The organism is Mammaliicoccus stepanovicii (genome assembly GCF_002902525.1).
GTDB classification, from domain to species: domain Bacteria; phylum Bacillota; class Bacilli; order Staphylococcales; family Staphylococcaceae; genus Mammaliicoccus; species Mammaliicoccus stepanovicii.
In genome coordinates, this window is record NZ_PPQZ01000043.1 from 78,425 (window position 1) to 100,345 (window position 21,921).

Sequence of the window (21,921 nt, forward strand, 5' to 3'; positions counted from 1 at the left end):
TTAAACAATAGAGTAACTATACAGTTTGGCTGACTTTAATATCTAATGGACCATTTAAAATCTCTTTGACTTGGCTTGAGAAATATTTGAAATGCTCACTATTGTTGTGAGAAGCGATGGCTTGTTCATCTTCCCAAATTTCATACATTAAGTATACATTCTCATCTTCAGTAGATTTAAAATGGCTGTATGCTACGTTACCTGATTCTTGTTTAGAATCTCTAACTAAATCTTTAACGAGTTCTTCATATTCATAAATAAAGTCATCTTGTACTTCAAATTTGGCATTAACGATAATCATGTATTTTCCTTCTTTCTTAAATAATATATTTAAATTCTGACAGAATCACTAGAGTTTGTATATTATAAAGCTTGAGCTAGGAACAGACCTTTTGACGTGGCTAATAGAGTTCTATAAAATTTCAATTGTAAGGCAACCTATTATATAGATAAAAGGGTGATAAAAATGAAAAATGAACAAATAGTATTAGCACATAGACCAGAAGGTATTCCGCAAGATGATGCTTTTAGATATGAACAAATAGATATTCAAGAACCTGGGCAAGGTGAATTATTGTTAGAGTCAGTTTATATTTCTGTAGATCCATATATGAGAGGGAGAATGTATGATGTTAAAAGTTATACCCCTCCGTTTCAAGTTGATGCGCCTTTAGAAGGACATATGGTTTCGAAAGTTGTAAAGTCCAACGTTAGTGACATAAATGAAGGAGATTATGTTACAGGCGTACTGCCTTGGAAGAAATTTAACACAGTAGAAAGCCAACGCGTAACGGTCGTACCATCTAGAGAAGTACCGTTATATTTATATCTTAGTATTCTTGGTATGCCTGGTATGACAGCGTATCAAGGCTTACTACAAATTGGTAAACCTCAAAGTGGCGAGACAGTTGTAGTATCAGCAGCGTCAGGTGCAGTAGGGTCAGTTGTTGGGCAAATAGCTAAACTTAAAGGCGCTCGTGTAGTTGGTATTGCTGGCGGTAGTGAAAAAGTAAATTATATAACAGATACTTTAGAGTTTGATGCAGCGGTTGATTATAAGAAAGATGATTTTAAAGATCAGTTAGCGCATGCTGTACCAGATGGTGTGGATGTATACTTTGAAAATGTCGGAGGAGAAATTTCTGACGAAGTATTTAAGCATTTAAATAAATTTGCACGTATACCAGTTTGTGGTGCTATATCAACATATAATGATACAAAACCTGATATTGGCCCACGCATTCAACAAACTTTAATTAAAAATCAAGCTCTAATGCAGGGATTTATAGTAGCGCAATTTGAGGAAGATTTTAAAGCAGCAAGTGAACAATTATCGAGTTGGGTACAAGCAGGTCAAATTAAAGCAGAGGTAACGATTGATGAAGGTTTTGATCAAATTCCAAATGCATTTAGAAAATTATTCACAGGAGATAATTTTGGTAAACAAGTTATAAAAGTCGCATCAGAATAACAAGATTAAACAATAACTCGAAGTGCGAAAGTGTTTCAACATATATTGAGCCTAGGACTAATCATTCACGTCCTAGGTTTTTAATTTTTATATTTATTTATTAGGCGCACCTAACAATATTGTTTACAAAAGTGTAATCTAGGTTTATCATTTGAATATGAGGTGTTGAACGTATGGGGAAAAGTTTAGAAGAAATTAATGGAACAGTATCATTTGATGCATCAGCCAATGCATTTAGAAAATTCATAATGTACTTAGGACCAGGGCTACTTGTAGCGGTTGGTTATATGGATCCTGGTAACTGGATTACGTCTATGGCAGGTGGTGCTCAATATGGGTATATACTATTATTTATTATCTTAATATCAAGTGCGGCTGCCATGTTATTACAAAGTATGAGCGCAAGGCTCGGTATTGCCAGTGGTATGGATTTGGCACAAGTAACACAACAAATGGCAAATAGACCATTAGGTATTTTTGCGTGGATATTAACTGAATTAGCAATTATGGCAACAGATATTGCTGAAGTAATCGGAAGTGCAATAGCACTAGATTTATTATTTAATATACCATTAGCTCTTGGCGTGACGATTACAGTATTAGATGTTTTACTTTTACTGATGATTATTAAATTAGGATTTAGAAAAATTGAAGCAATTGTTGGTGTATTGATATTTACAGTACTTCTAATATTTATGTTCGAAGTATATTTATCATCGCCTAACGTAAGTTCTTTACTGACAGGATTTGTTCCAAGTTCAGATATTGTGATGAATAAAGGTGCTTTATATATAGCGTTAGGAATAATTGGTGCAACAATCATGCCCCATAATTTATATTTACATTCTAGTATTGTTCAATCCAGAAAATATGATAGAACTGATTTCGGTAAGAAAAGCGCTATTAAATATGCAACAATCGATTCAAATATACAATTGAGTATAGCTTTTGTGATTAATTGTTTATTATTAGTGCTTGGTGCAGCATTATTCTTCGGTAGTGATCAAGAATTAGGTAGATTCTATGATTTGTATCACGCTTTGAGTGAATCACATGTTGGAGGCGCAATTGGCGGTGCAGTCATGAGTACTTTATTTGCTGTTGCACTTCTTGCTTCAGGTCAAAATTCTACTATTACAGGAACATTATCAGGACAAATTGTGATGGAAGGATTTCTAAAAATTAAACTCAAGCCATGGGTTAGAAGACTTGCAACTAGGCTTATCGCAGTTATTCCAGTATTTATATGTTTATGGTTTTATGGATCAAGCGAATCCAAAATTGAAGACATGCTTATTTTCACGCAAGTATTCCTAAGTTTAGCTTTACCCTTCAGTATTATCCCGTTAATATTAGCAACAAATAATCCGAAAATTATGGGAGAACAATTTACTAATAAGTTATGGGTAAACATTATATCTTGGATTTTAGCTATTGTTCTAAGCGTATTGAATATTTATTTAATTATAGAAACAATTAAAGAATTTTTGTAAGTATAAAATTTAATTTAACCTCTCATTATGCGAAACAAGTAGCTGTATAATGAGAGGTTTTTTATTTAAATATATTACTTATATTTCAGTTGTATTAAACTTAGTTTAATAAGCAACTTTTTGTATTGTAAATGTATTTTGGTTAATTTAATATAAGAATAAATAAAGCGTATAGGAGCAGATATGAAAAATTATTCATTTGTTATAAAGTGTGTGTTTACAATTGTCATGTTAACTTCTCTGTATATTACATATCAATCAAATTTTAATACTCATAAAGCCGATGCAGCAGTAGCAAAGAAAGCAACGAGAAATTACTACACAAAAAATCAATGTACATGGTACGTATTTAACAAACGAACTTCTGCAAAAAGATATATTTATTCAAATTGGGGAAATGCAAAAAATTGGGCATCAGCAGCTAGAAGAACGGGGTACAGAGTAGGTAGAACGCCTATGAGAGGCGCGATTATGCAATCTACAAGTGGTTATTATGGCCATGTTGCATATGTTGAAGGTGTATATAATAATGGGAATGTAAAAGTTTCAGAATACAATTTTAATAGACCTCTTAGATATGGAACAAGAATCATTTCGAAAGCTTCAGCTCGTAATTATAACTATATATATTAAAGACCTATATAAATAGCCAGGACATAAATTCATGTCCTGGCTATTTTTTTGATGAGCTTGTTTATTATAAGAAAATACAGAAATGCGCTATTAATAATTTGAAAATAATCCATTCTATTATCTAGATGACAAATAGAGGTCGTGAACTTATCATGTTGAGGACGAGATGCCAAATAAAGGTAAAAAAATATTGTAAATCTATGGAAAGAAGATAATAATATTTATTAGATAGAAAGAATGGTTAGTACATATTGAATGTGAGTCAATAATATAAATAGTTGTAATTATTTCAATATGGTTGAGTCAAATAAATGGTAATAAGAAACTGAATGTGAACAGTTGAAATTTAAGGGTAAACGTTTACAATTTCGAAAAAATAATTTATAATTAAACTGGTTATAACCAGTTGGGATAGGAAGGATTGAAATGATTAAAAATACACACTTGTATTATCAAGTATATACCATGATCAAAGAGAAGATTATAAGTGGTTATTACAAAGAAGGAGATAAATTACCTTCAGAAAGAAAACTATGCGAAGAATATGATGTGAGTCGTATTACGATTAGAGAAGCATTAGAGAAATTAGAAGCGGACAATATGATTCAAAGAGAACATGGCAGGGGTTCTTTCGTGCTAGGGAATCAGTACAACCAAGTGATGAATGACTTGTATAGCTTTAGTGAAGAAATTGAGAAAAATGGCGATAAAGCGAGTACAGGAGTCATTAGTATTCAGAAGATTAAGCCTAGTTTGTATATACAAGAGAAGATGCAACTTAAATCATTTCAAGAAGTATATGAATTAAAGCGATTAAGGTTGGCAAATGATAGACCGATTGTTTATGAAACAAGTTACTTACCAGTAAGGTATTGCGAAGGCTTAGATCGATTTGATTTTAATAAAGTTTCATTATATGAAACTTTAAACAACCATTATCAGATTCAAATCAATCACGCTTATGAGACATTAACAGCTAAACAGTTAACTCAAGAACAAGCAAGATGTTTGGAAAAAAATGATGGTGCACCATGTATGTTTATTGAAAGATTTAGTTTTGTAGACGAAGAAATTATTGAGTTTACTGAAAGCGTAACGAGCGGTAAAGATTATCGATATACTGTCGAGTTAATATAATTGAAATTTATAGTATATAGGATAATATACAATAACTGGTTATGACAACATTACCATTATAGGAGGTAAGTCTATTGTTAAATAAGACTGACACGTACACGGAAATAAGGCAACAACCTGAAATGTGGGAAAAAACTGCAAACATCATTTCAGAACTGAAAAATCAATTTGATGAATTCATTAAAAGTATTGAGAAAGAAACAACTGGTAAAGTCAAAGTACTATTTACAGGGGCAGGTTCTTCTGCATACGTAGGAGATATCTTAAAACATGCTATTGATAAATCTATGCATGACAATTTGGAATTTGAATCTGTTTCTACGACTGACTTTGTTACAAGTCCTGAAGTTTTTATGGATAAGGATACTACATATTTAATCATTTCATTCGCAAGGTCAGGTAATAGTCCAGAAACTAAAGCGACTATTGAAATATCTGAACAGTTTTCAGATAAGGTTTACCATTTGTTTGTTACAAATAACAAGTGTGGATATCTTGCTACATATGAAGGTGATGATACATCGAAAGTATTTAAAGTTATATTACCGAAAGAAACAAATGATAAATCACTTGCTATGACGTCAAGCTTCTCAACGATGTTGCTAGCTGGATACTTGTTATTTAACGGTAAAATTTCAAATGAATTTTATAAAATTGCGGAATCATTGTTTGAACAAATAGAAACACTTGCCGATCAAACGTTAAAAAAATCATTCAATAAAGTGTTCTATGTTGGTACTGGGATATTAGGGGAACTTACAAGAGAAATGAGCTTGAAATTAAATGAACTGACGGGTGGATCAATAGAAATAGCACGAGAAACTACATTAGGGTTCAGGCATGGTCCAAAAGCTGGCCTTAAACAAGGCACTATATTCATCTTGTTAAGAAGTAATGATTTATACAAGAGACAATATGAAGCGGATTTATTGGAAGAGGTTAGTAAAGTAAGAAATAAGTATGAAATTTTAGTATTAGATCATCAAGATGGTGAAGACGTAACTAAGATTTCTAATTTAGAATCATTTAATGATTTAGAAATAGGACTCGTATACTTAATGTTTGGACAATTATTAGCAAGTAAGAAATCAGTACAATTAGGATTAAATCCTGACAATCCAAGTCCCGATGGTTTTATAAATCGAGTAGTTAAAGGTGTAACAATATATCCATACAATTAAGGGTGAAGCTTATGATTCTAACAAACACACTCAATCCGTCAATAGATATAAGTTATCAAATTGATAATTTATCAATAGGCGAAGTACATAGACCGACTCATATCGTTAGAAATGCTGGAGGAAAAGGCATCAATGTTACGAAAGTACTTCAAGAGTTAGGGTCTGATGTTACAGCAACAGGTTATTTAGGTGGGAACAATGGTGATTGGATTAAAGAGACATTGTCGAACCGTGGAATAGAAACAGATTTTGTAGAAATAAGAAACAATACGCGTCAATGTATAGCAATAAATGATGGGTCAAATCAAACAGAAATATTAGAACAAGGTCCTGAAATATATGAAGTTGAACAACAAAGATATATTCATAATATAAAACGACAAATAAACAAATATTCTGTAGTAACAATAAGTGGTAGTACACCTAATGTTATAAACAATACTAAGACAAATCATTTACGCAATATTTTAAGCTTACTGACGGATAGCTATAATATTTTGGATATCAATGCTCGAGAATTAAAGCCATTACTTGAAAGTGAGCACCATATACACGCGATTAAACCGAATAAATCAGAATTTGAAGATTTGATTGGTGAGGTTAATTTATCTCATGAAACAATCATTCATTCTTTGAAAAATATGAGTATGTTCAAGGGGATAGATGTATTTGTAACATTAGGTTCTGAAGGTGCAATCGTTAAACTAAGTGATGTCATTTACCATGCAACGATATCAAAGATGTCAGTTCAAAACCCGGTCGGTTCTGGTGATTCAACCGTTGCAGGTATAGCATTTGGAATAGATAGTCATTTAGATGCAATTACGCTGATTAAAACAGCACTAGCATGTGGGACATCTAATGCTATGCAAGCAGAGACTGGTCATATTAATTTAGAACAAGTAAAAGCGTTTATAAACAAAGTGGAGGTTAAGACATTATCATGACGAATAAAAATATATCTAAACTAGTAAGTGACAACGGAATATTTGCAGCGGTAGCAGTAGATCAAAGGGGTGCGATGAAACGTCTTCTTGGTGACGAAGGAACTGAAGAAAATATTTCATTATTTAAAAAATTAGTATCTGAAGTTTTATCTCCTGCAGGATCAAGTATATTATTAGATCCAGAATTCGGAGAAGAGGGTATTCAAGCAAAGTCGAAAGATGCAGGTTTGATTTTGGCATATGAACAAACAGGTTATGATAAGTCAGAAGTAGGTCGTTTACCTAGACTAGTTGAAGGATTAACAGCTCATCGTTTAAAAGAAATGGGAGCAGATGGTGTTAAAGTTCTAATTTATTACGATGTAGATGAATCAGACGAAATAAATAATAAGAAAAAACAATTCGTAGAAGAAATTGGTAAAGAACTTGTTGAGGAATCATTACCATTTTTATTAGAAATATTAACTTATGATGAAAAAATTGGTGATGAAAAAGGTAAAGAATTTGCGAAAGTAAGACCTCACAAAGTGATTGAAGCAATGAAAGTGTTTAACGAACCTAGATTCAATATTGATGTAATCAAAGTTGAAACACCACTGAATATGAATTTTGTAGAAGGATTTACTTCAGATTATATTCATAATAAATCAGAAGCACAAGCATTCTTTAAAGAACAAGATAGTATTTCAGAGATTCCATATATTTATTTAAGTGGGGGATTAAATGCACAACAATTTATGGATACTTTAGAATTTGCTAAAAATAGTGGCGCAAAGTTTAATGGCGTATTATGTGGTCGTGCTACATGGAAAGACGGAACAGCAGAATTGAAGAATCACGGAGAAGAAGCGGCAAGAACATGGTTGAAAACTCAAGGATTACAAAACTTAGAATCCCTTAACGAAGTAATTCAAAACACTGCAACACCAATTCGCTAATGAGACGTTTGAAGGAGTGACAATATGACCCAATTTAAAATAGATAAAACGCTATTACTGGATGATGAACCATTTCATATGTTATCAGGCTCAATACATTATTTTAGAGTTCCAAGAGAAGACTGGTACCATTCACTTTTCAATTTAAAAGCATTAGGATTTAATACAGTTGAAACTTACATTCCTTGGAATTACCATGAACCCCTTGAAGGACAGTTTGAATTTGAAGGTGAAAAAGATATACAACACTTTGTTAAATTAGCTGAAGAAGTAGGACTGTACGTCATCATAAGACCTTCACCTTACATTTGTGCAGAATGGGAATTTGGTGGCTTGCCTGCATGGTTATTAAATGATAAAAATATGAAAATACGTACATCGGATCAAACTTTTATTAATAAAGTAGACCGATATTACAAAGCATTATTCAGTATATTAACCCCATTACAAATAGATCATCAAGGACCAATTCTAGCAATGCAAATTGAAAATGAATACGGGTCTTTTGGTGAAGACAAAACATATTTAAATATGATTAAAGATTTAATGACTAAGTATGGAACAACAGTGCCTTTATTCACATCTGATGGTGGTTGGGCACAAACGTTACGAGCAGGTAGTATGGCAGATAAAAACATACTACCAACTGCAAACTTTGGTTCTAGAACGGAACAAAACTTTAAAAATTTGCAAGACTATCATCAAGAATTTCAGAAAGATTGGCCACTTATTTGTATGGAGTTTTGGGATGGTTGGTTTAACCGTTGGGGTGACAATATCATTAAACGTGATAGCAAAGACCTAGCGGAAGAAGTTAAAACAGTAATCACAAACGGACATATCAATTTATACATGTTTCATGGTGGTACAAACTTTGGATTTTGGAATGGGTGTTCAGCAAGAGGGACAATAGATTTACCACAAGTTACTTCATACGATTATGATGCACCTCTTGATGAAATGGGGAATCCTACTCAAAAGTATTATGACTTACAGCAAATGATTAAGGAAACGTTACCTAATGTTAAACAAGCAAAACCTTTAGTTAAAGATTTTATGAAAGTTGAAAATATTAAACTTACAGATAAAGTGAGTTTGTTTAATATATTAGAAGATATTTCTGAAAAATCATATTCTAATTATCCACAAACAATGGAAGAAGTAAGTGATGGATTAGGCTATATGGTTTATCGCACATCACTTCAAAGGGATTCTAATATTGAAAAGTTCAGGATAGTAGATGCACGTGATAGAGTTAAAATGTATGTAGATAGCAAACATGTTTATACAGCATACCAACAAGAAATTGGAGAAGCATTTGAAGTAGAACTTGAAAAGGAACAACCCAAAATAGATATACTAGTTGAGAATATGGGGCGTGTAAATTACGGTTACAAATTACTTTCAAACACACAAAGAAAAGGTATAGGACAAGGTTTAATGCAAGATTTACACTTTGTTCAAGGTTATGAACAATTCAATATACAATTTGATAAGTTGAAATTAGAACACTTTAAATCAAGTTGGGAAGAAGATACGCCAGCCTTTTATAGGTATGAATTCAACTTGTCCGAAGTGAATAATACGCATATTGATGTAAGCGATTTCAACAAAGGTGTTGTACTTGTAAATGGTTTTAATATCGGAAGATATTGGGAAATTGGACCTACAGTATCACTTTATATTTCTAAAGCTTTTCTTAAAGAAGGACATAATGAAATCATTATCTTTGATACAGAAGGTAAATATTCTAGTGAAATAAACTTAATAGACAAGCCAAAACTAATTAACATTGAAGGGGAGATTTAAATGGCAATTATAGCGAACAGAATAGATGGTAGATTGATACATGGGCAAGTAGCAAATTTATGGACAACTAAATTAGATATTACACGCTTAATGGTTATTGATGATATTGTAGCTGAAAGTGCAGTTGACAAAAGCGGATTAAAATTAGCAACACCGTCTGGCGTTAAGTTAAGTGTTTTACCAGTTAAAAAAGCAGCCGATAACATCTTAAATGGTAAATATGATTCTCAAAGGCTGATGATAATTGCAAAAGGTCCGGATCAATTTTTAGAACTTGCGAATTACGGAGTAGATATTGACACATTAAATGTTGGTAACATGTCTCAAACTGAAGAAACAAGATCAATTAAGCGTTCAATCAATGTTACAGATAAAGATATTGAAACGTTTAGAAAAATTCATGAAAAAGGAATTAAAATTGTTTCACAAATGGTACCAAATGATAATAGTGAAGATTTCATGTCATTAATTCAGTAATATAAAGACAAAAACAAAGGGGTTTTTAATTATGGAAATATTATGGTGGCAAGTTCTGCTTTTAACGTTATATGCTGGTTATCAAATATGGGATGAGTTACATCTTTATTCTTCAATTAGCCAACCTGTATTTGCAGGGTTAATCGCGGGATTAATTATGGGAGACGTTACAACTGGTTTAGTAATCGGTGGTAGTATGCAGTTGATGATTTTAGGTGTAGGTACATTTGGTGGTGCATCTAGAATTGATGCTAACTCTGGAACATTATTAGCAGTTGCCTTTTCTGTTGCACTTGGAATGGAACCGACACAAGCGATAGCAACATTAGCTGTTCCAGTTGCTAGTTTAATGATTCAAACAGATATACTAGCGAGATTCACGAATACATTCTTCGCCCATCGTATTGATACGAAGATAGAAGAAATGAATTATAAAGCAATTGAAAGATATTATGTCGCAGGTATCATTCCGTGGGCATTATCTCGAATGATTCCAGTATTCTTAGCTTTAGCATTTGGTGGTTCAGTCGTTAAATCGGTCGTTCATTTCTTAAACACAGATTTGAAATGGTTGGGCGATGGTTTAACAACTGCAGGTGCTGTATTACCAGCAGTAGGTTTCGCAATACTCTTAAGATATTTACCAATAAAGAAACATTATATGTACTTTATTCTAGGATTTGTATTAACAGCAATATTTGCATCAATGTTTGATGGTATGACGTCACTTGGTACGGCAGTTTCAGGATTGGACAAGAAGTTTGATACAGAATTCAATTCATTACCAATGCTTGCAATTGCGCTTATAGGATTTGCTTTTGCAGCAATGGAATATAAACGTACATCCTTAGCTAAGCCAGTAAAACCTGGTGAAATGAGTGAAACTCATTCTCAAAATGACGATGAAGGAGAGATTGAAGATGACGAAATCTAACCAAAATGTTGAACAACAAGAACACAATGGAACTTCAGATGGTAATTATAAATTAACTAAGAAAGACTTTAGACAAATTAATAGAAGAAGTTTATTAGGCTTCCAAGCAGGTTGGAACTATGAACGTATGCAAGGTTCAGGTTATTTATATGTCATGTTACCTCAATTACGTAAAATTTACGGAGATGACACACCTGAATTAAAAGAAATGATGAAAACACACGCTCAGTTTTTCAATACAAGTAACTTCTTTAATACGATTGTGACGGGTATCGATATCGCAATGGAAGAAAAAGAACAAATTAAATCTAAAGAATCTGTAAGTGGTATTAAATTAGGTTTAATGGGACCGTTCGCAGCTGTTGGTGACTCAATATTTGCTGCCTTAATTCCTTCTATATTTGGTGCTTTAGCTGCCAATATGGCGATCAATGGTAATCCAATTGGTGCATTTATATGGTTGGCGGCTCAAATTGCAATTATGGTATTTAGATGGAAACAAGTTGAATTTGCTTATAAAGAAGGAATTTCGCTTGTTACAACAATGCAACATAAGCTTGAATCTTTAACAAATGCTGCAACATTGCTCGGGGTATTTATGGTTGGGGCACTAGTCGCCACAATGGTTAAAGTACAAGTTGCATGGGAACCAAAGATAGGTGATTTAACTATAAACCTACAAAACAATTTAGATATGATTTTACCAAAATTATTACCACTCGTTATCGTGTTAGGTATTTATTGGTTGCTAGGTAAAAAACATATGAATTCTACGAGAGCAATTTTCATCGTAATTATTGTAACAGTTATTCTATCAGCATTAGGCGTACTTACAAAAATTTAATTCACAGGGGTTTTATAGATGAGAAAATTAGTGTTAGCAAGTCATGGTTCATTTTGTGAAGGATTAAAAGAAAGTGTAGAAATGATCTTAGGTCCACAAGAGAATATTGTAACGGTATCATTGTTACCGGATGATGGCAAAGAAGATTATGAAAATAAATTCAAACAAGTTATTAACGATGAAGATGATATTACGGTCTTTACCGATTTACTTGGTGGAACACCTGCTAACGTCATTTCTAAAGAATTGATGACAGGGCAAAATTTTAAATTATATGCAGGCATGAACTTACCTATGGTTATCGCTTATTTAAATGGTGAGATGTTAGATCAAGAAGTTGATATTGTAAACGAAACAAAACAAAGCATCGTTCATGTTAATGAACTGCTACAAGATATCAATAACGACGATGACGAATAATATCAATAATTAGCAATATGAATCCACTATTGTTTATAATGAAAGAAATCATTAAACGAAAGAGGAATGTCATATGAGCAGATTAGAAAAAGTATATGCAATGCCATTTTCAAGTGTATATCCACATTTAATCAATAAAGTTGAGAAAAAAGGAAAGACTAAAGAAGACGTTCATGAAATCATAACTTGGCTTACTGGTTATAGCGATACCGACATAGAAAGAATACTTGAGAATAGAACCAACTATGAAACTTTCTTTAAAGAAGCGCCTCATATGAATCCAAATAGAAAACTGATTAAAGGCGTTATTTGCGGATATAGAGTTGAAGATATTGAAGAACCTATTATGCAAGAAATCAGATATTTAGATAAACTCATTGATGAACTTGCAAGAGGTAAGAAGAAAGAAAACATCTTTAGAACCGAAAAATAAAATCATAAATTTAAAAAGTCTAGGACATATTTGATTAGTCCTAGACTTTTTTTATGTTGCATATTTATCGACATAGGTGTCATCAATACGAATGTTATTTAAACTTTGTCTAGTATTTCTAAGATGAATCCATTAAAATATAATTAACATTTTTTTACAAAAGGTGAATGACAAATGATTTCAGCAAATGAAATAATATTAAAAATGAAAAACCAGAAAATAAATTATGATAAAGTTATGCGGAAAATGATTTCAAAGTGGGAACAAGATGAAGTGAGACCAAGTATATTAATACATAGCTGTTGTGCACCATGTAGTACATATACATTAGAGTTGTTAACGCAATATGCAGATGTAGGGATATATTTTGCGAATTCTAATATTCATCCTAAAAGCGAATATCAAAGGAGAGCGAAAGTACAAGAAGCATTTATTAAAGCGTTCAATGAAAGAGAACATCAAAATGTTAAATATATAGAAGCGCCATATGAACCACATAAATTTATGAAAATGGTAAAAGACAAAGAATTATCAGATGAAGAAGAAGGCGGCTTGCGTTGTACCGCTTGCTTTGAGATGAGATTAGAGTTAGTAGCTGACGCGGCAGATAAGTATGGGTATGATTATTATGCGAGTGCGTTAACATTATCTCCTAAGAAAAATGCACAACTCATTAATGACCTCGGTCTAAATATACAAGATGAATTCCGCGCGAACTATTTACCGAGCGACTTTAAGAAGAATAAAGGTTATGAACGATCTATCACATTATGTAATGATTATGATATTTACCGACAATGTTATTGTGGATGTGTCTTTGCAGCTATGAAACAAGGTATTGATTTAAGAGAAGTTAACAAACAGGCATTAACATTTTTAAAAAATTGTGAATAAAAAGAGAGTAGATCTAAGAAATCGTTGATTGTTAAAATCTTCTTAGTTCTACTCTTTATATTTATAACTTCCAAATCGATATGCTATGAGAATGGGAGGTCAGTAAACTTATTAAATAATTATTTATTGACCTTCGAATGCTTTTTCTAATTCAGCAATATTAAATTTCTTCATTTTTAAAAATGCTTGTGTAACACGTTGCATTTGCTCAGGTGTACCTTTTTTAGCAAATTCGTTCATGATGCTCGGTACAACTTGCCATGAGACACCAAATTTATCTTTAAGCCAACCGCATTGTTCAGCTTCTGGTACGGCAGATAATTTATCCCAATAGTAATCTATTTCGTCTTGACCATCCACTAAAATCATTAACGAAATACCTTCATTAAAGCTATAATCATATTCAAAAGCACTATCCATAGCGATAAAATATTGGTTTTCTAATTTAAATTCAGAATGTGCTAAATATGAAGTTTTGTTTGGTTCCATACCTTCTGGATAATAAAATTTACTAACAGACTCACTATTTTTGAAGATTTCTGTATAATAATGAATTGCTTCTTCAGCACGTCCAACATTATCATTGTTAAACAATAAAGAAGGTCGAATTCGTTCTTCGAAAGGCTCTTCCGTAATGATTAATTGCCATGAAACGCCAAATTGGTCTTCTACCCATCCGTATTTTTCACTAAAGTCATAAGTATCTAAATCCATAATAATATTTCCGTTTTTAGATAATAAGTGCCAAGCATTTTCTAATACGTCTAGTTCGGATTTTTTAAATAATACTGTAAATGAAATGGAAGGATTCTTTACAAAGTATGGCCCTGCATCAATCGCCATAAATTTATAATTGTATACTTCAAATGACATTTGTTTAGAATCCCCTGAAGGTGTATCGGATAACGTAACCTCTGATAAAATTTTTGATTCAGGGAATACATTCATATAATATTCTGCAGCATCTTTAGAACCTGTGTCAAACCATAAATGTGGAAAAATCCTTTGTTTATTCACACTAAACAACTCCTCTTTTTATTTATATAATACCCAATTAAATGGTCGTAAACCTTAATGTCATATCCTATAAAACATATATGTTAAGATAAAGTTGACGATAAATCCATCAGTATATAATTCGTGAAAGGAGGCTAATCCTATGCATGAATATCATAAACATGACTTGAAATTTAAAATAGAAAAGATGGGTCAAAATTACGGGCTTATGATTTTGTTAACAGTTATGAATAACGAAATGGAGATAAGTGAAATTTATCAAGCATTGAAAGAATATAACCCAACGTATATAAAAGAGAATCTTGATTTATTAGTTAATAATGGCATGTTAAATATTAGAATTGAAGAAATCATGCCACCCAACATATATTATACTATTTCTAATCAAGGGAAAGAGATTATAACAGTGTTTGAAGCGATAGCGCAATCTAAACTATAAATAATTTGAGGAGTGATTTTCTTGAATAAAGAATGGCAAGCACAATTACCACTTGAGCATATTATAGATATAACACAAGTAAGTGGTGGTGATGTAAATGAAGCGTTTAAAGTGAGAACTGAAGATGGATACTATTTCTTATTGGTTCAACGCAACCGTTCTGAAGAATTTTATGAAGCGGAAATTGCAGGGTTGAAAGCGTTAGAAGATGCGAACGTAACAGCACCTAAAGTAGTTGGGTATGGTCAAATAAATCAAGATGCATATTTACTGTTAGATTATTTAGAAGAAGGTAGACAAGGTAGTCAGAAAGAACTTGGTCGCTTAGTTGCAAAAATGCATAGTGTATATGAACCAAATGGGAAATTTGGTTTTGATTTACCTTATCACGGTCGAGATATCTCTTTTGAAAATGGCTGGAAACATTCGTGGATAGAAATATTTGTGTATCAAAGGCTAGACCAATTACGAAATGAGATAGTTAATCGTGGTTTATGGACGAAAGAAGAGTTAATAATTTATGACAGAGTTAGACAAATTATAATAGAAAACTTAGAAAATCATACAAGTAAACCATCATTGTTGCATGGTGATTTATGGGCAGGAAACTATATGTTTTTATCAAATGGAGAACCGGCATTATTTGATCCGTCTCCATTATACGGTGATAGAGAATTTGATTTAGGGGCAACAAAAGTATTTGGCGGATTTACACAAGCATTTTATGATGCTTACAACGAGGCTTTACCACTTAGTAAAGGTGCTGACCAACGCATTAAATATTATGAACTATATTTATTGATGGTTCATCTAGTTAAATTTGGGTCAATGTATGCAGGAAGTGTAAATCGTACTATGCTGGATATATTAGAATAAAAAAGTCTGGGTATCCAGACTTTTTATTTTTGATATTGAATTGTAGCGGTTAGAAAGATCGTCTCATCACCTATATTGTGATATGTATGTGGTGTTTCAGATTCAAAGTGGACGGCATCGTCTTTTCTAATAATATGTGTTTGATTATTAAGTGATATTTCTAAAGTACCACTGTGAACAATGATATATTCTTCTGACCCTTCATGATGACCTTCAGAATGCATTTTTGCATTGGGATGAAGTTCCATATTGAACATTTCAAAATTTTTATCTATATTATACGGAAAATAAGGATGAATAATAATAGATTTATCATCGTTATAGATTGGTATGATGTCTGATTTAGATATACAACTTACATTATTATCTTTATTTGTAATGAGTTCTGAAATGGGGATATGAAGTCCGTTTGCAATCTTCCAAAGTGTTGTAATCGTAGGATTAGATTGTCCTTTTTCAATTTGATTGAGCATTGTTTTACTGACGCCAGTACTTTTAGCTACAGAATTTAAGCTGAGCTGTTTACGCATACGATATTGAGAAAGGTTATGGGCAACGATTGTATGGATGTCTTCCATTATAAAATGCACTCCTATTTACTTTATAACGAACGTATTATACAATATAACGTATTCTTTATAACGAACGTTTAGTACATTATAACAGAAAATAAAATTTAGGAGAATTAATGTGTCAGAACATATAAATAGAAATAGTAAAATTGATTGGACGTTATTTCTCGGTATTTTATTAATTGGTGCAAGTTTAAGAGCACCTATAACTTCAGTTGGGATCGCATTACCATCAATTAAAGAAACACTGAGTTTATCAAATACGTCAGTCAGTTTAATCACGATATTTCCACTGCTTTCATTTGCATTCATTTCATTATTTGCAGCTAAAATAAGTGACCGATTTGGATTAGAACGTACAGTATTTGGTGCATTGTTATTACTATTATTAGGTATTATACTAAGAACGATTACAGGTGTATCATGGTTATATGTTGGAACAATCTTAATAGGTATAGGTATTGCGTTTGGGAACGTATTAACACCAGGAATTATTAAGTTGAATTTTCCAACAAGAATTGGGATAATGACAGGATTTTACACCGTTACGATGAATATATTTGGAAGTTTATCTTCTTATGTAACGGCGCCTTTAGTAAAACAGTTTAATTATAATATCGCAATAGGATTAATAGGTATCGTAACATTTATAGGTGTTGTTATATGGTCATTCCAACTTAAGAAGTATGATAGCAACATAAAAGCTGTTAAATCAACATCGAACATAAATGTATGGAAATCACCATTATCTTGGCAAATTACGTTGTTGATGGGTGGACAATCTATGATATTTTATTCACTTATAAATTGGTTGCCAGAATTTTTACTTAGTAATGGAATACCGATAAATGAAGCGGGTATTTATTTATCAATAATGCAACTTGCCATTATTCCACTTACATTTGTAACGCCTATATTTGCGGTTAAGCTGAAATCACAAGTATTAGTTACGTTTGGTACAGGTATGCTCTTTGTATTAGGTGTGATCACTTTAATGATTAAACCGGAATGGGCTATTTTAGGTATTATCTTTATAGGTATAGCGAGTGGTTTAGCATTCGGATTAGTGAATACATTCTTTGGTTTACGAACTGAAAATGGTTATACAGCTGCTAAATTGTCAGGTATGTCTCAATCAGTGGGGTACTTATTCGCAGCAATTGGACCACTATTCTTCGGTATTTTGCATGATGCGACGAATAGTTGGAACGCATCGTTTAGTATATTACTCGTTACATCATTATTAATTATGGTGTTTGGTTCACAAGCTGGACGAAATACTTCAATAGAACGCACGCTCAATAAATAATCGTATGAGCTAAAAAAGGCTAATGTCCTATCTTAATGATGGAACATTAGCCTTTTGAATATCCTTAATATTAAAAATAGAGAAATATTACAAAAATGTGAACTTATTAACACAAAAAGGATAAAATTTGGGAAATCGCTTTCAAGTTATACTTTTTTTTATAAAACTTTATAGTATAATTGTCCCATATGTTAGATATTAAATAAAAAAACATTAAATATATTCAGGGAGTGACAAATCAATAATGGAAGATAATCATTTAAAAAGAGGCCTGAGTTCTCGTCAAGTACAGATGATTGCACTTGGTGGGACAATTGGTGTAGGTCTATTTATGGGTGCTTCAAGCACAATTAAATGGACAGGTCCATCTGCAATCTTTGCTTATTTAGTTGCAGGTCTATTCTTATACTTAGTGATGAGAGCGATGGGAGAATTAGTATACTTATATCCAACAACAGGTTCGTTCGCAAACTATGCAAGTGACTACTTACATCCAGTTGCAGGATATTTAACAGCATGGAGTAATATTTTCCAATGGATTGTTGTAGGTATGAGTGAAGTCATTGCAGTTGGTCAATATATGCAATTTTGGTGGCCGGAATTGCCTACATGGATACCAGGTGTCATTGTCATCGTAACTTTAGCAGCAGCAAATTTAACGTCTGTTAAAGCATTTGGGGAATTTGAATTTTGGTTTGCAATGATTAAAGTTGTGACAATTATCCTTATGATTGTTGCAGGTTTCGGACTTATATTCTTCGGGTTGGGGAATCATGGAAACGCAATTGGGTTAGGAAACTTAACTGAACATGGTGGTTTCTTCCCTAAAGGAATCGTAGGCTTCTTCTTCGCATTATCAATGGTTGTTGGATCCTATCAAGGTGTTGAGTTAATCGGTATAACAGCTGGTGAAACTAAAGACCCTCAAAAAAATATTAAAAAAGCTGTAAACGGAGTTATATGGCGTATTCTAATATTCTATTTAGGGGCAATTTTCGTTATTGTTACTGTTTATCCTTGGGATGAATTAGGTTCTGTAGGTAGTCCATTTGTGGCTACATTTGCAAAAGTAGGTATTACAATTGCTGCTGGATTAATTAACTTTGTTGTTATTACAGCTGCTATGTCAGGTTGTAACTCAGGAATATTCAGTTCTAGTAGAATGGTTTATACATTAGCTCAAAAAGGGCAAATGCCAAAAATATTTACAAAAGTTATGAAAACAGGTGTACCATTCTTTGCTGTTTTAGCAATTTCTATTGGTATCTTCCTTGGTGTTATTTTAAACATTGTATTACCGTTAATAATTGATGGTTCAGAAAACATATTCGTTTACGTATATAGTGCGTCTATTCTACCAGGTATGGTCCCATGGTTTATGATTTTATTAAGTCATATTCAATTTAGAAGAAACCATGCAGATGAACTTAAAGATCATCCGTTCAAAATGCCAGGTGCACCATTTACAAACTATATTACATTAGGCTTCTTCACATTAGTCCTAATCGGTATGCTATTTAATGGTGAAACAAGAGTCTCAGTTATTATAGGTATAGTATTCTTATTAATAATGGGCATTATCTATTTCTTAAGAGGTTATCATAAGGTAGATAGAGGAGAATATTAAATTTGTACATTAAATTTAAATGAACTTAATAAATATATATAAAAACCGTAAAATTTCTTTTCTTAGAAAAGGAATTTTACGGTTTTTTCGTTCTAAGTAGCCAGACTGACAAATCTAGCAAAATAGCTCATCATTATTTTTATTTCTACTTAACTTTTCTATGAATGTTACTTACAAATTCAATGAATTTTGTTCTGAATTGTTTATTATCAGCATGCATGCAGACTTTTACTCGTCCTTCATGACTAAATTCGGTAAGTGTACATCCGGCTGCATGTCCTTCTGTAATAACTGTAACGTTGGCTTGTTCTGTTATAAATATTTCTGGATATAATAAATAAAAGATCGTACATAGGTCGTGAATAATATGTTCATGGTCTTCACCTGAATTAACGTCATTATAGACATCGAGCATTTTGGTAATCATTTGTCCAAAGTCTCCCATGGTTTCAATTGTCTTTATGTCATTAAAGTTAATCATCGTTTCTCGTGTCACATCTAAACCACACATCACGATTGGTATATCAATATTAAACACTATATGAGCGGCATGTGGATCAGCATAAATATTAAATTCAGCTACAGGTGTAGCATTTCCCCCTACAGCAGCGCCTCCCATTAATACGATTTCTTTTATATTGTTTTTAGTTTCTGGATAAAGTGAAAGCAGTAATGCAATATTTGTTAGTGGTCCAATTGGTACTAATGTGATGGGTTCTTCAGATTGCATGATCGTGTTATACATAGCATTTACAGCATTGTCACTTATTGTGCTTAGATTTTGTGAAGTGTTAATGATATAGTTACCGATGCCATTATGTCCATGTACATGTTCAGCAGTAGACAATTTATTGAGCAAAGGTTTATTAACGCCTTGAGCAACAGGCACATTCTTATTAAAATAATTAACAATGTCTAAAGCGTTTTTAGTTGTATGTTCAATTCCAACATTTCCCCCAATTGAAGTAATTAATCTTACATCTAGTTTGTCAGAATTTAATGCGGCAGAAATCGCAATAATGTCATCAATTCCTGGATCTGTATCAATAATAATAGGTGTTGTCATAGTCAATTCCCCCTAAGATTTTATAAATAGCATTATAGTTAAGTATAACAAAGTAAATACGACAGTTGGTTTTAATACCATTATTCATATTAATTCATTATCTTTAGACGGAAGGCATAGTGACCTATATAAAGAGGCTAATATTTTTAATTTTGGGTATATATGAGATAAGTACGATATTTGCTGTGATTGCAACTCCTGGTTGCGGTAGTGCAATTAATAACTTCGGGACAAAAGGGTGTTTAAGTTTTATATTAAAGCAAAAGGAGTGATTGATGATGAACATTGGTAAAAAAATCAAAGAAGAACGTGAACTGAGTGGTTGGTCACAAGATGAATTGGCAGATAAACTACATGTGACAAGACAAAGTGTCTCTAAATGGGAAATTGGGAAGTCCTATCCTGGAATTGATATACTTGTACAAATGAGTGATTTATTTGATATTTCTTTAGATGAATTAATAAAAGGAGATAAAGAATTAAAGAAGACAATTATTGAAACATATAGAGAAGAGCCATTAAACAGAAATCAAAATCACGATAGAGATAGACCTATGAATGGTTGGGAGTTTGCATCTCATTACTGGTGGTTAGCATTTCCTTTATTTGGAATGATTATAGCGATTTTAAGATTATACACTTAAATGTTTGAAAGGTGAGAAGTATGTCGGAACAAAATTTATATATTGCACATGGTTACAATGCTAGTAGTGATAGACATTGGTTTAAATGGTTAACTGAACAATTGAAAGAAGTTCATAGTTATATATTTGATTTCCCTGATCCTACTGAACCTGTATTAGAAAACTGGCTAACAACACTTAATCAAGAAATGGACTTATCTAGCGGAGAAAATATTATAGTTGCCCATAGTTTAGGTGTGATTACAGTATTAGATTATTTATCCAAGTATGAAGGAGAGTTAAATGTTAAAGGATTAGTGCTTGTAGCAGGATTTGATGAAAAAATACCGAATTTGAAAAAGTTAGATCCTTACATTGATAAAACTAATCAAAATTATGATAAAATAATTCAACAAATTCCTTATATCGTGAGCATAGCAGGGGATAATGACCGTACTGTTCCTTATGAATTAAGTGTAAAAATGTCTAAAAATTTAAATGTTGAAGTTGTGACTTTAAAACATGATGGTCACTTTTGTGATCGCGATGGATACGATACTTTCCCAGAAGTACGCGATTATGTTGAAAACATATTTAATAATGAGGCTGGGATATAATGGATGCATCCCAGCCTTTGTCATATATTGGCAGTAGATGACTGAATTGAAAATATGCTTTAAATCAAGCTTTTTTCAATTCTAGTCATCCTTGCCGGGGTGGGAAAACGAAATCTTTTTGATAAAATGAGATTTCTTTCCCACTCCCAACATGTATAGGATAA

Annotated in this window: 24 protein-coding genes; 20 read left to right on the forward strand and 4 right to left on the reverse strand. The window is 32.3% G+C overall.

Annotation, left to right across the window (positions count from 1 at the left end):
* Nucleotides 1-16: 16 nt before the first annotated feature.
* Entirely contained in the window at nt 17-301 is a 285-nt protein-coding gene (locus CD111_RS07510; protein ID WP_095085596.1) for a putative quinol monooxygenase, read from the reverse strand.
* Nucleotides 302-466: 165 nt separating this feature from the next.
* Between CD111_RS07510 and CD111_RS07515 the strand changes: the two genes are divergently transcribed.
* The 14 genes from CD111_RS07515 to CD111_RS07580 all read left to right on the forward strand — a co-directional run bounded on the left by CD111_RS07515 (nt 467) and on the right by CD111_RS07580 (nt 13,611).
* A complete protein-coding gene (locus CD111_RS07515) occupies nt 467-1,471 on the forward strand; it encodes an NADP-dependent oxidoreductase (RefSeq protein WP_095085599.1) in 1,005 nt (334 codons plus the stop codon).
* 173 nt (nt 1,472-1,644) lie between these two features.
* Nucleotides 1,645-2,964, forward strand: a complete 1,320-nt coding sequence (locus CD111_RS07520; protein WP_095085602.1) for an Nramp family divalent metal transporter — start codon at nt 1,645-1,647, stop codon at nt 2,962-2,964.
* Between the two features lie 183 nt (nt 2,965-3,147).
* The gene (locus tag CD111_RS07525; protein WP_095085605.1) at nt 3,148-3,597 is read left to right on the forward strand and encodes a CHAP domain-containing protein; all 450 of its coding nucleotides are present in this window, start codon (nt 3,148-3,150) and stop codon (nt 3,595-3,597) included.
* A gap of 426 nt (nt 3,598-4,023) precedes the next feature.
* Nucleotides 4,024-4,734: a GntR family transcriptional regulator gene (locus CD111_RS07530; protein ID WP_095085607.1), complete on the forward strand. Its 711-nt coding sequence runs from the start codon at nt 4,024-4,026 to the stop codon at nt 4,732-4,734.
* A 74-nt stretch (nt 4,735-4,808) separates the two neighbouring features.
* A complete protein-coding gene (locus CD111_RS07535; protein WP_095085610.1) occupies nt 4,809-5,915 on the forward strand; it encodes an SIS domain-containing protein in 1,107 nt (368 codons plus the stop codon).
* Between the two features lie 11 nt (nt 5,916-5,926).
* Nucleotides 5,927-6,862 (forward strand): 1-phosphofructokinase family hexose kinase, encoded by a 936-nt coding sequence (locus tag CD111_RS07540; protein WP_095085613.1) that lies wholly within the window; start codon nt 5,927-5,929, stop codon nt 6,860-6,862.
* A complete protein-coding gene (locus CD111_RS07545; protein ID WP_095085616.1) occupies nt 6,859-7,800 on the forward strand; it encodes a tagatose 1,6-diphosphate aldolase in 942 nt (313 codons plus the stop codon). Before CD111_RS07540 ends, CD111_RS07545 begins: the two co-directional genes overlap by 4 nt.
* Before the next feature lie 24 nt (nt 7,801-7,824).
* A complete protein-coding gene (locus CD111_RS07550; protein WP_095085619.1) occupies nt 7,825-9,609 on the forward strand; it encodes a glycoside hydrolase family 35 protein in 1,785 nt (594 codons plus the stop codon).
* Nucleotides 9,610-10,086 carry a PTS sugar transporter subunit IIB gene (locus tag CD111_RS07555; RefSeq protein WP_095085622.1) on the forward strand — a complete coding sequence of 159 codons (477 nt, stop codon included), beginning with the start codon at nt 9,610-9,612 and terminating at the stop codon, nt 10,084-10,086.
* A 31-nt stretch (nt 10,087-10,117) separates the two neighbouring features.
* Complete coding sequence (locus CD111_RS07560) at nt 10,118-11,020, forward strand: PTS mannose/fructose/sorbose/N-acetylgalactosamine transporter subunit IIC (RefSeq protein WP_095085625.1); 903 nt, start codon at nt 10,118-10,120, stop codon at nt 11,018-11,020.
* A complete protein-coding gene (locus tag CD111_RS07565; protein ID WP_095085628.1) occupies nt 11,007-11,864 on the forward strand; it encodes a PTS system mannose/fructose/sorbose family transporter subunit IID in 858 nt (285 codons plus the stop codon). Before CD111_RS07560 ends, CD111_RS07565 begins: the two co-directional genes overlap by 14 nt.
* 18 nt (nt 11,865-11,882) lie before the next feature.
* The gene (locus CD111_RS07570; RefSeq protein WP_095085631.1) at nt 11,883-12,284 is read left to right on the forward strand and encodes a PTS sugar transporter subunit IIA; all 402 of its coding nucleotides are present in this window, start codon (nt 11,883-11,885) and stop codon (nt 12,282-12,284) included.
* 73 nt (nt 12,285-12,357) lie between these two features.
* Nucleotides 12,358-12,717, forward strand: a complete 360-nt coding sequence (locus tag CD111_RS07575; protein WP_095085634.1) for a DUF2200 domain-containing protein — start codon at nt 12,358-12,360, stop codon at nt 12,715-12,717.
* 174 nt (nt 12,718-12,891) lie between these two features.
* Entirely contained in the window at nt 12,892-13,611 is a 720-nt protein-coding gene (locus tag CD111_RS07580; protein WP_095085636.1) for an epoxyqueuosine reductase QueH, read from the forward strand.
* Between the two features lie 123 nt (nt 13,612-13,734).
* Here CD111_RS07580 and CD111_RS07585 read toward each other — a convergent pair whose 3' ends face one another.
* The gene (locus tag CD111_RS07585) at nt 13,735-14,628 is read right to left on the reverse strand and encodes a VOC family protein (protein WP_095085639.1); all 894 of its coding nucleotides are present in this window, start codon (nt 14,626-14,628) and stop codon (nt 13,735-13,737) included.
* Between the two features lie 142 nt (nt 14,629-14,770).
* On the opposite strand from CD111_RS07585, the gene CD111_RS07590 reads away from it, so the two are divergent.
* Both CD111_RS07590 and CD111_RS07595 read left to right on the forward strand, forming a co-directional pair.
* The gene (locus CD111_RS07590; protein ID WP_095085643.1) at nt 14,771-15,067 is read left to right on the forward strand and encodes a winged helix-turn-helix transcriptional regulator; all 297 of its coding nucleotides are present in this window, start codon (nt 14,771-14,773) and stop codon (nt 15,065-15,067) included.
* 21 nt (nt 15,068-15,088) lie between these two features.
* Nucleotides 15,089-15,943 carry a fructosamine kinase family protein gene (locus CD111_RS07595; RefSeq protein ID WP_095085648.1) on the forward strand — a complete coding sequence of 285 codons (855 nt, stop codon included), beginning with the start codon at nt 15,089-15,091 and terminating at the stop codon, nt 15,941-15,943.
* 23 nt (nt 15,944-15,966) lie between these two features.
* Here CD111_RS07595 and CD111_RS07600 read toward each other — a convergent pair whose 3' ends face one another.
* A complete protein-coding gene (locus CD111_RS07600) occupies nt 15,967-16,521 on the reverse strand; it encodes a helix-turn-helix domain-containing protein (protein WP_095085652.1) in 555 nt (184 codons plus the stop codon).
* A gap of 112 nt (nt 16,522-16,633) precedes the next feature.
* On the opposite strand from CD111_RS07600, the gene CD111_RS07605 reads away from it, so the two are divergent.
* Together CD111_RS07605 and CD111_RS07610 are read left to right on the forward strand one after the other, a co-directional pair.
* The gene (locus tag CD111_RS07605) at nt 16,634-17,824 is read left to right on the forward strand and encodes a CynX/NimT family MFS transporter (RefSeq protein ID WP_229726517.1); all 1,191 of its coding nucleotides are present in this window, start codon (nt 16,634-16,636) and stop codon (nt 17,822-17,824) included.
* 244 nt (nt 17,825-18,068) lie between these two features.
* Nucleotides 18,069-19,451: an amino acid permease gene (locus CD111_RS07610; protein WP_095085655.1), complete on the forward strand. Its 1,383-nt coding sequence runs from the start codon at nt 18,069-18,071 to the stop codon at nt 19,449-19,451.
* A gap of 145 nt (nt 19,452-19,596) precedes the next feature.
* Here CD111_RS07610 and CD111_RS07615 read toward each other — a convergent pair whose 3' ends face one another.
* The gene (locus tag CD111_RS07615) at nt 19,597-20,517 is read right to left on the reverse strand and encodes a nucleoside hydrolase (RefSeq protein WP_095085659.1); all 921 of its coding nucleotides are present in this window, start codon (nt 20,515-20,517) and stop codon (nt 19,597-19,599) included.
* A gap of 278 nt (nt 20,518-20,795) precedes the next feature.
* Between CD111_RS07615 and CD111_RS07620 the strand changes: the two genes are divergently transcribed.
* Both CD111_RS07620 and CD111_RS07625 read left to right on the forward strand, forming a co-directional pair.
* Entirely contained in the window at nt 20,796-21,161 is a 366-nt protein-coding gene (locus CD111_RS07620; RefSeq protein ID WP_095085662.1) for a helix-turn-helix domain-containing protein, read from the forward strand.
* Between the two features lie 20 nt (nt 21,162-21,181).
* Nucleotides 21,182-21,757 carry an RBBP9/YdeN family alpha/beta hydrolase gene (locus CD111_RS07625; protein WP_095085665.1) on the forward strand — a complete coding sequence of 192 codons (576 nt, stop codon included), beginning with the start codon at nt 21,182-21,184 and terminating at the stop codon, nt 21,755-21,757.
* Nucleotides 21,758-21,921 lie beyond the last annotated feature (164 nt).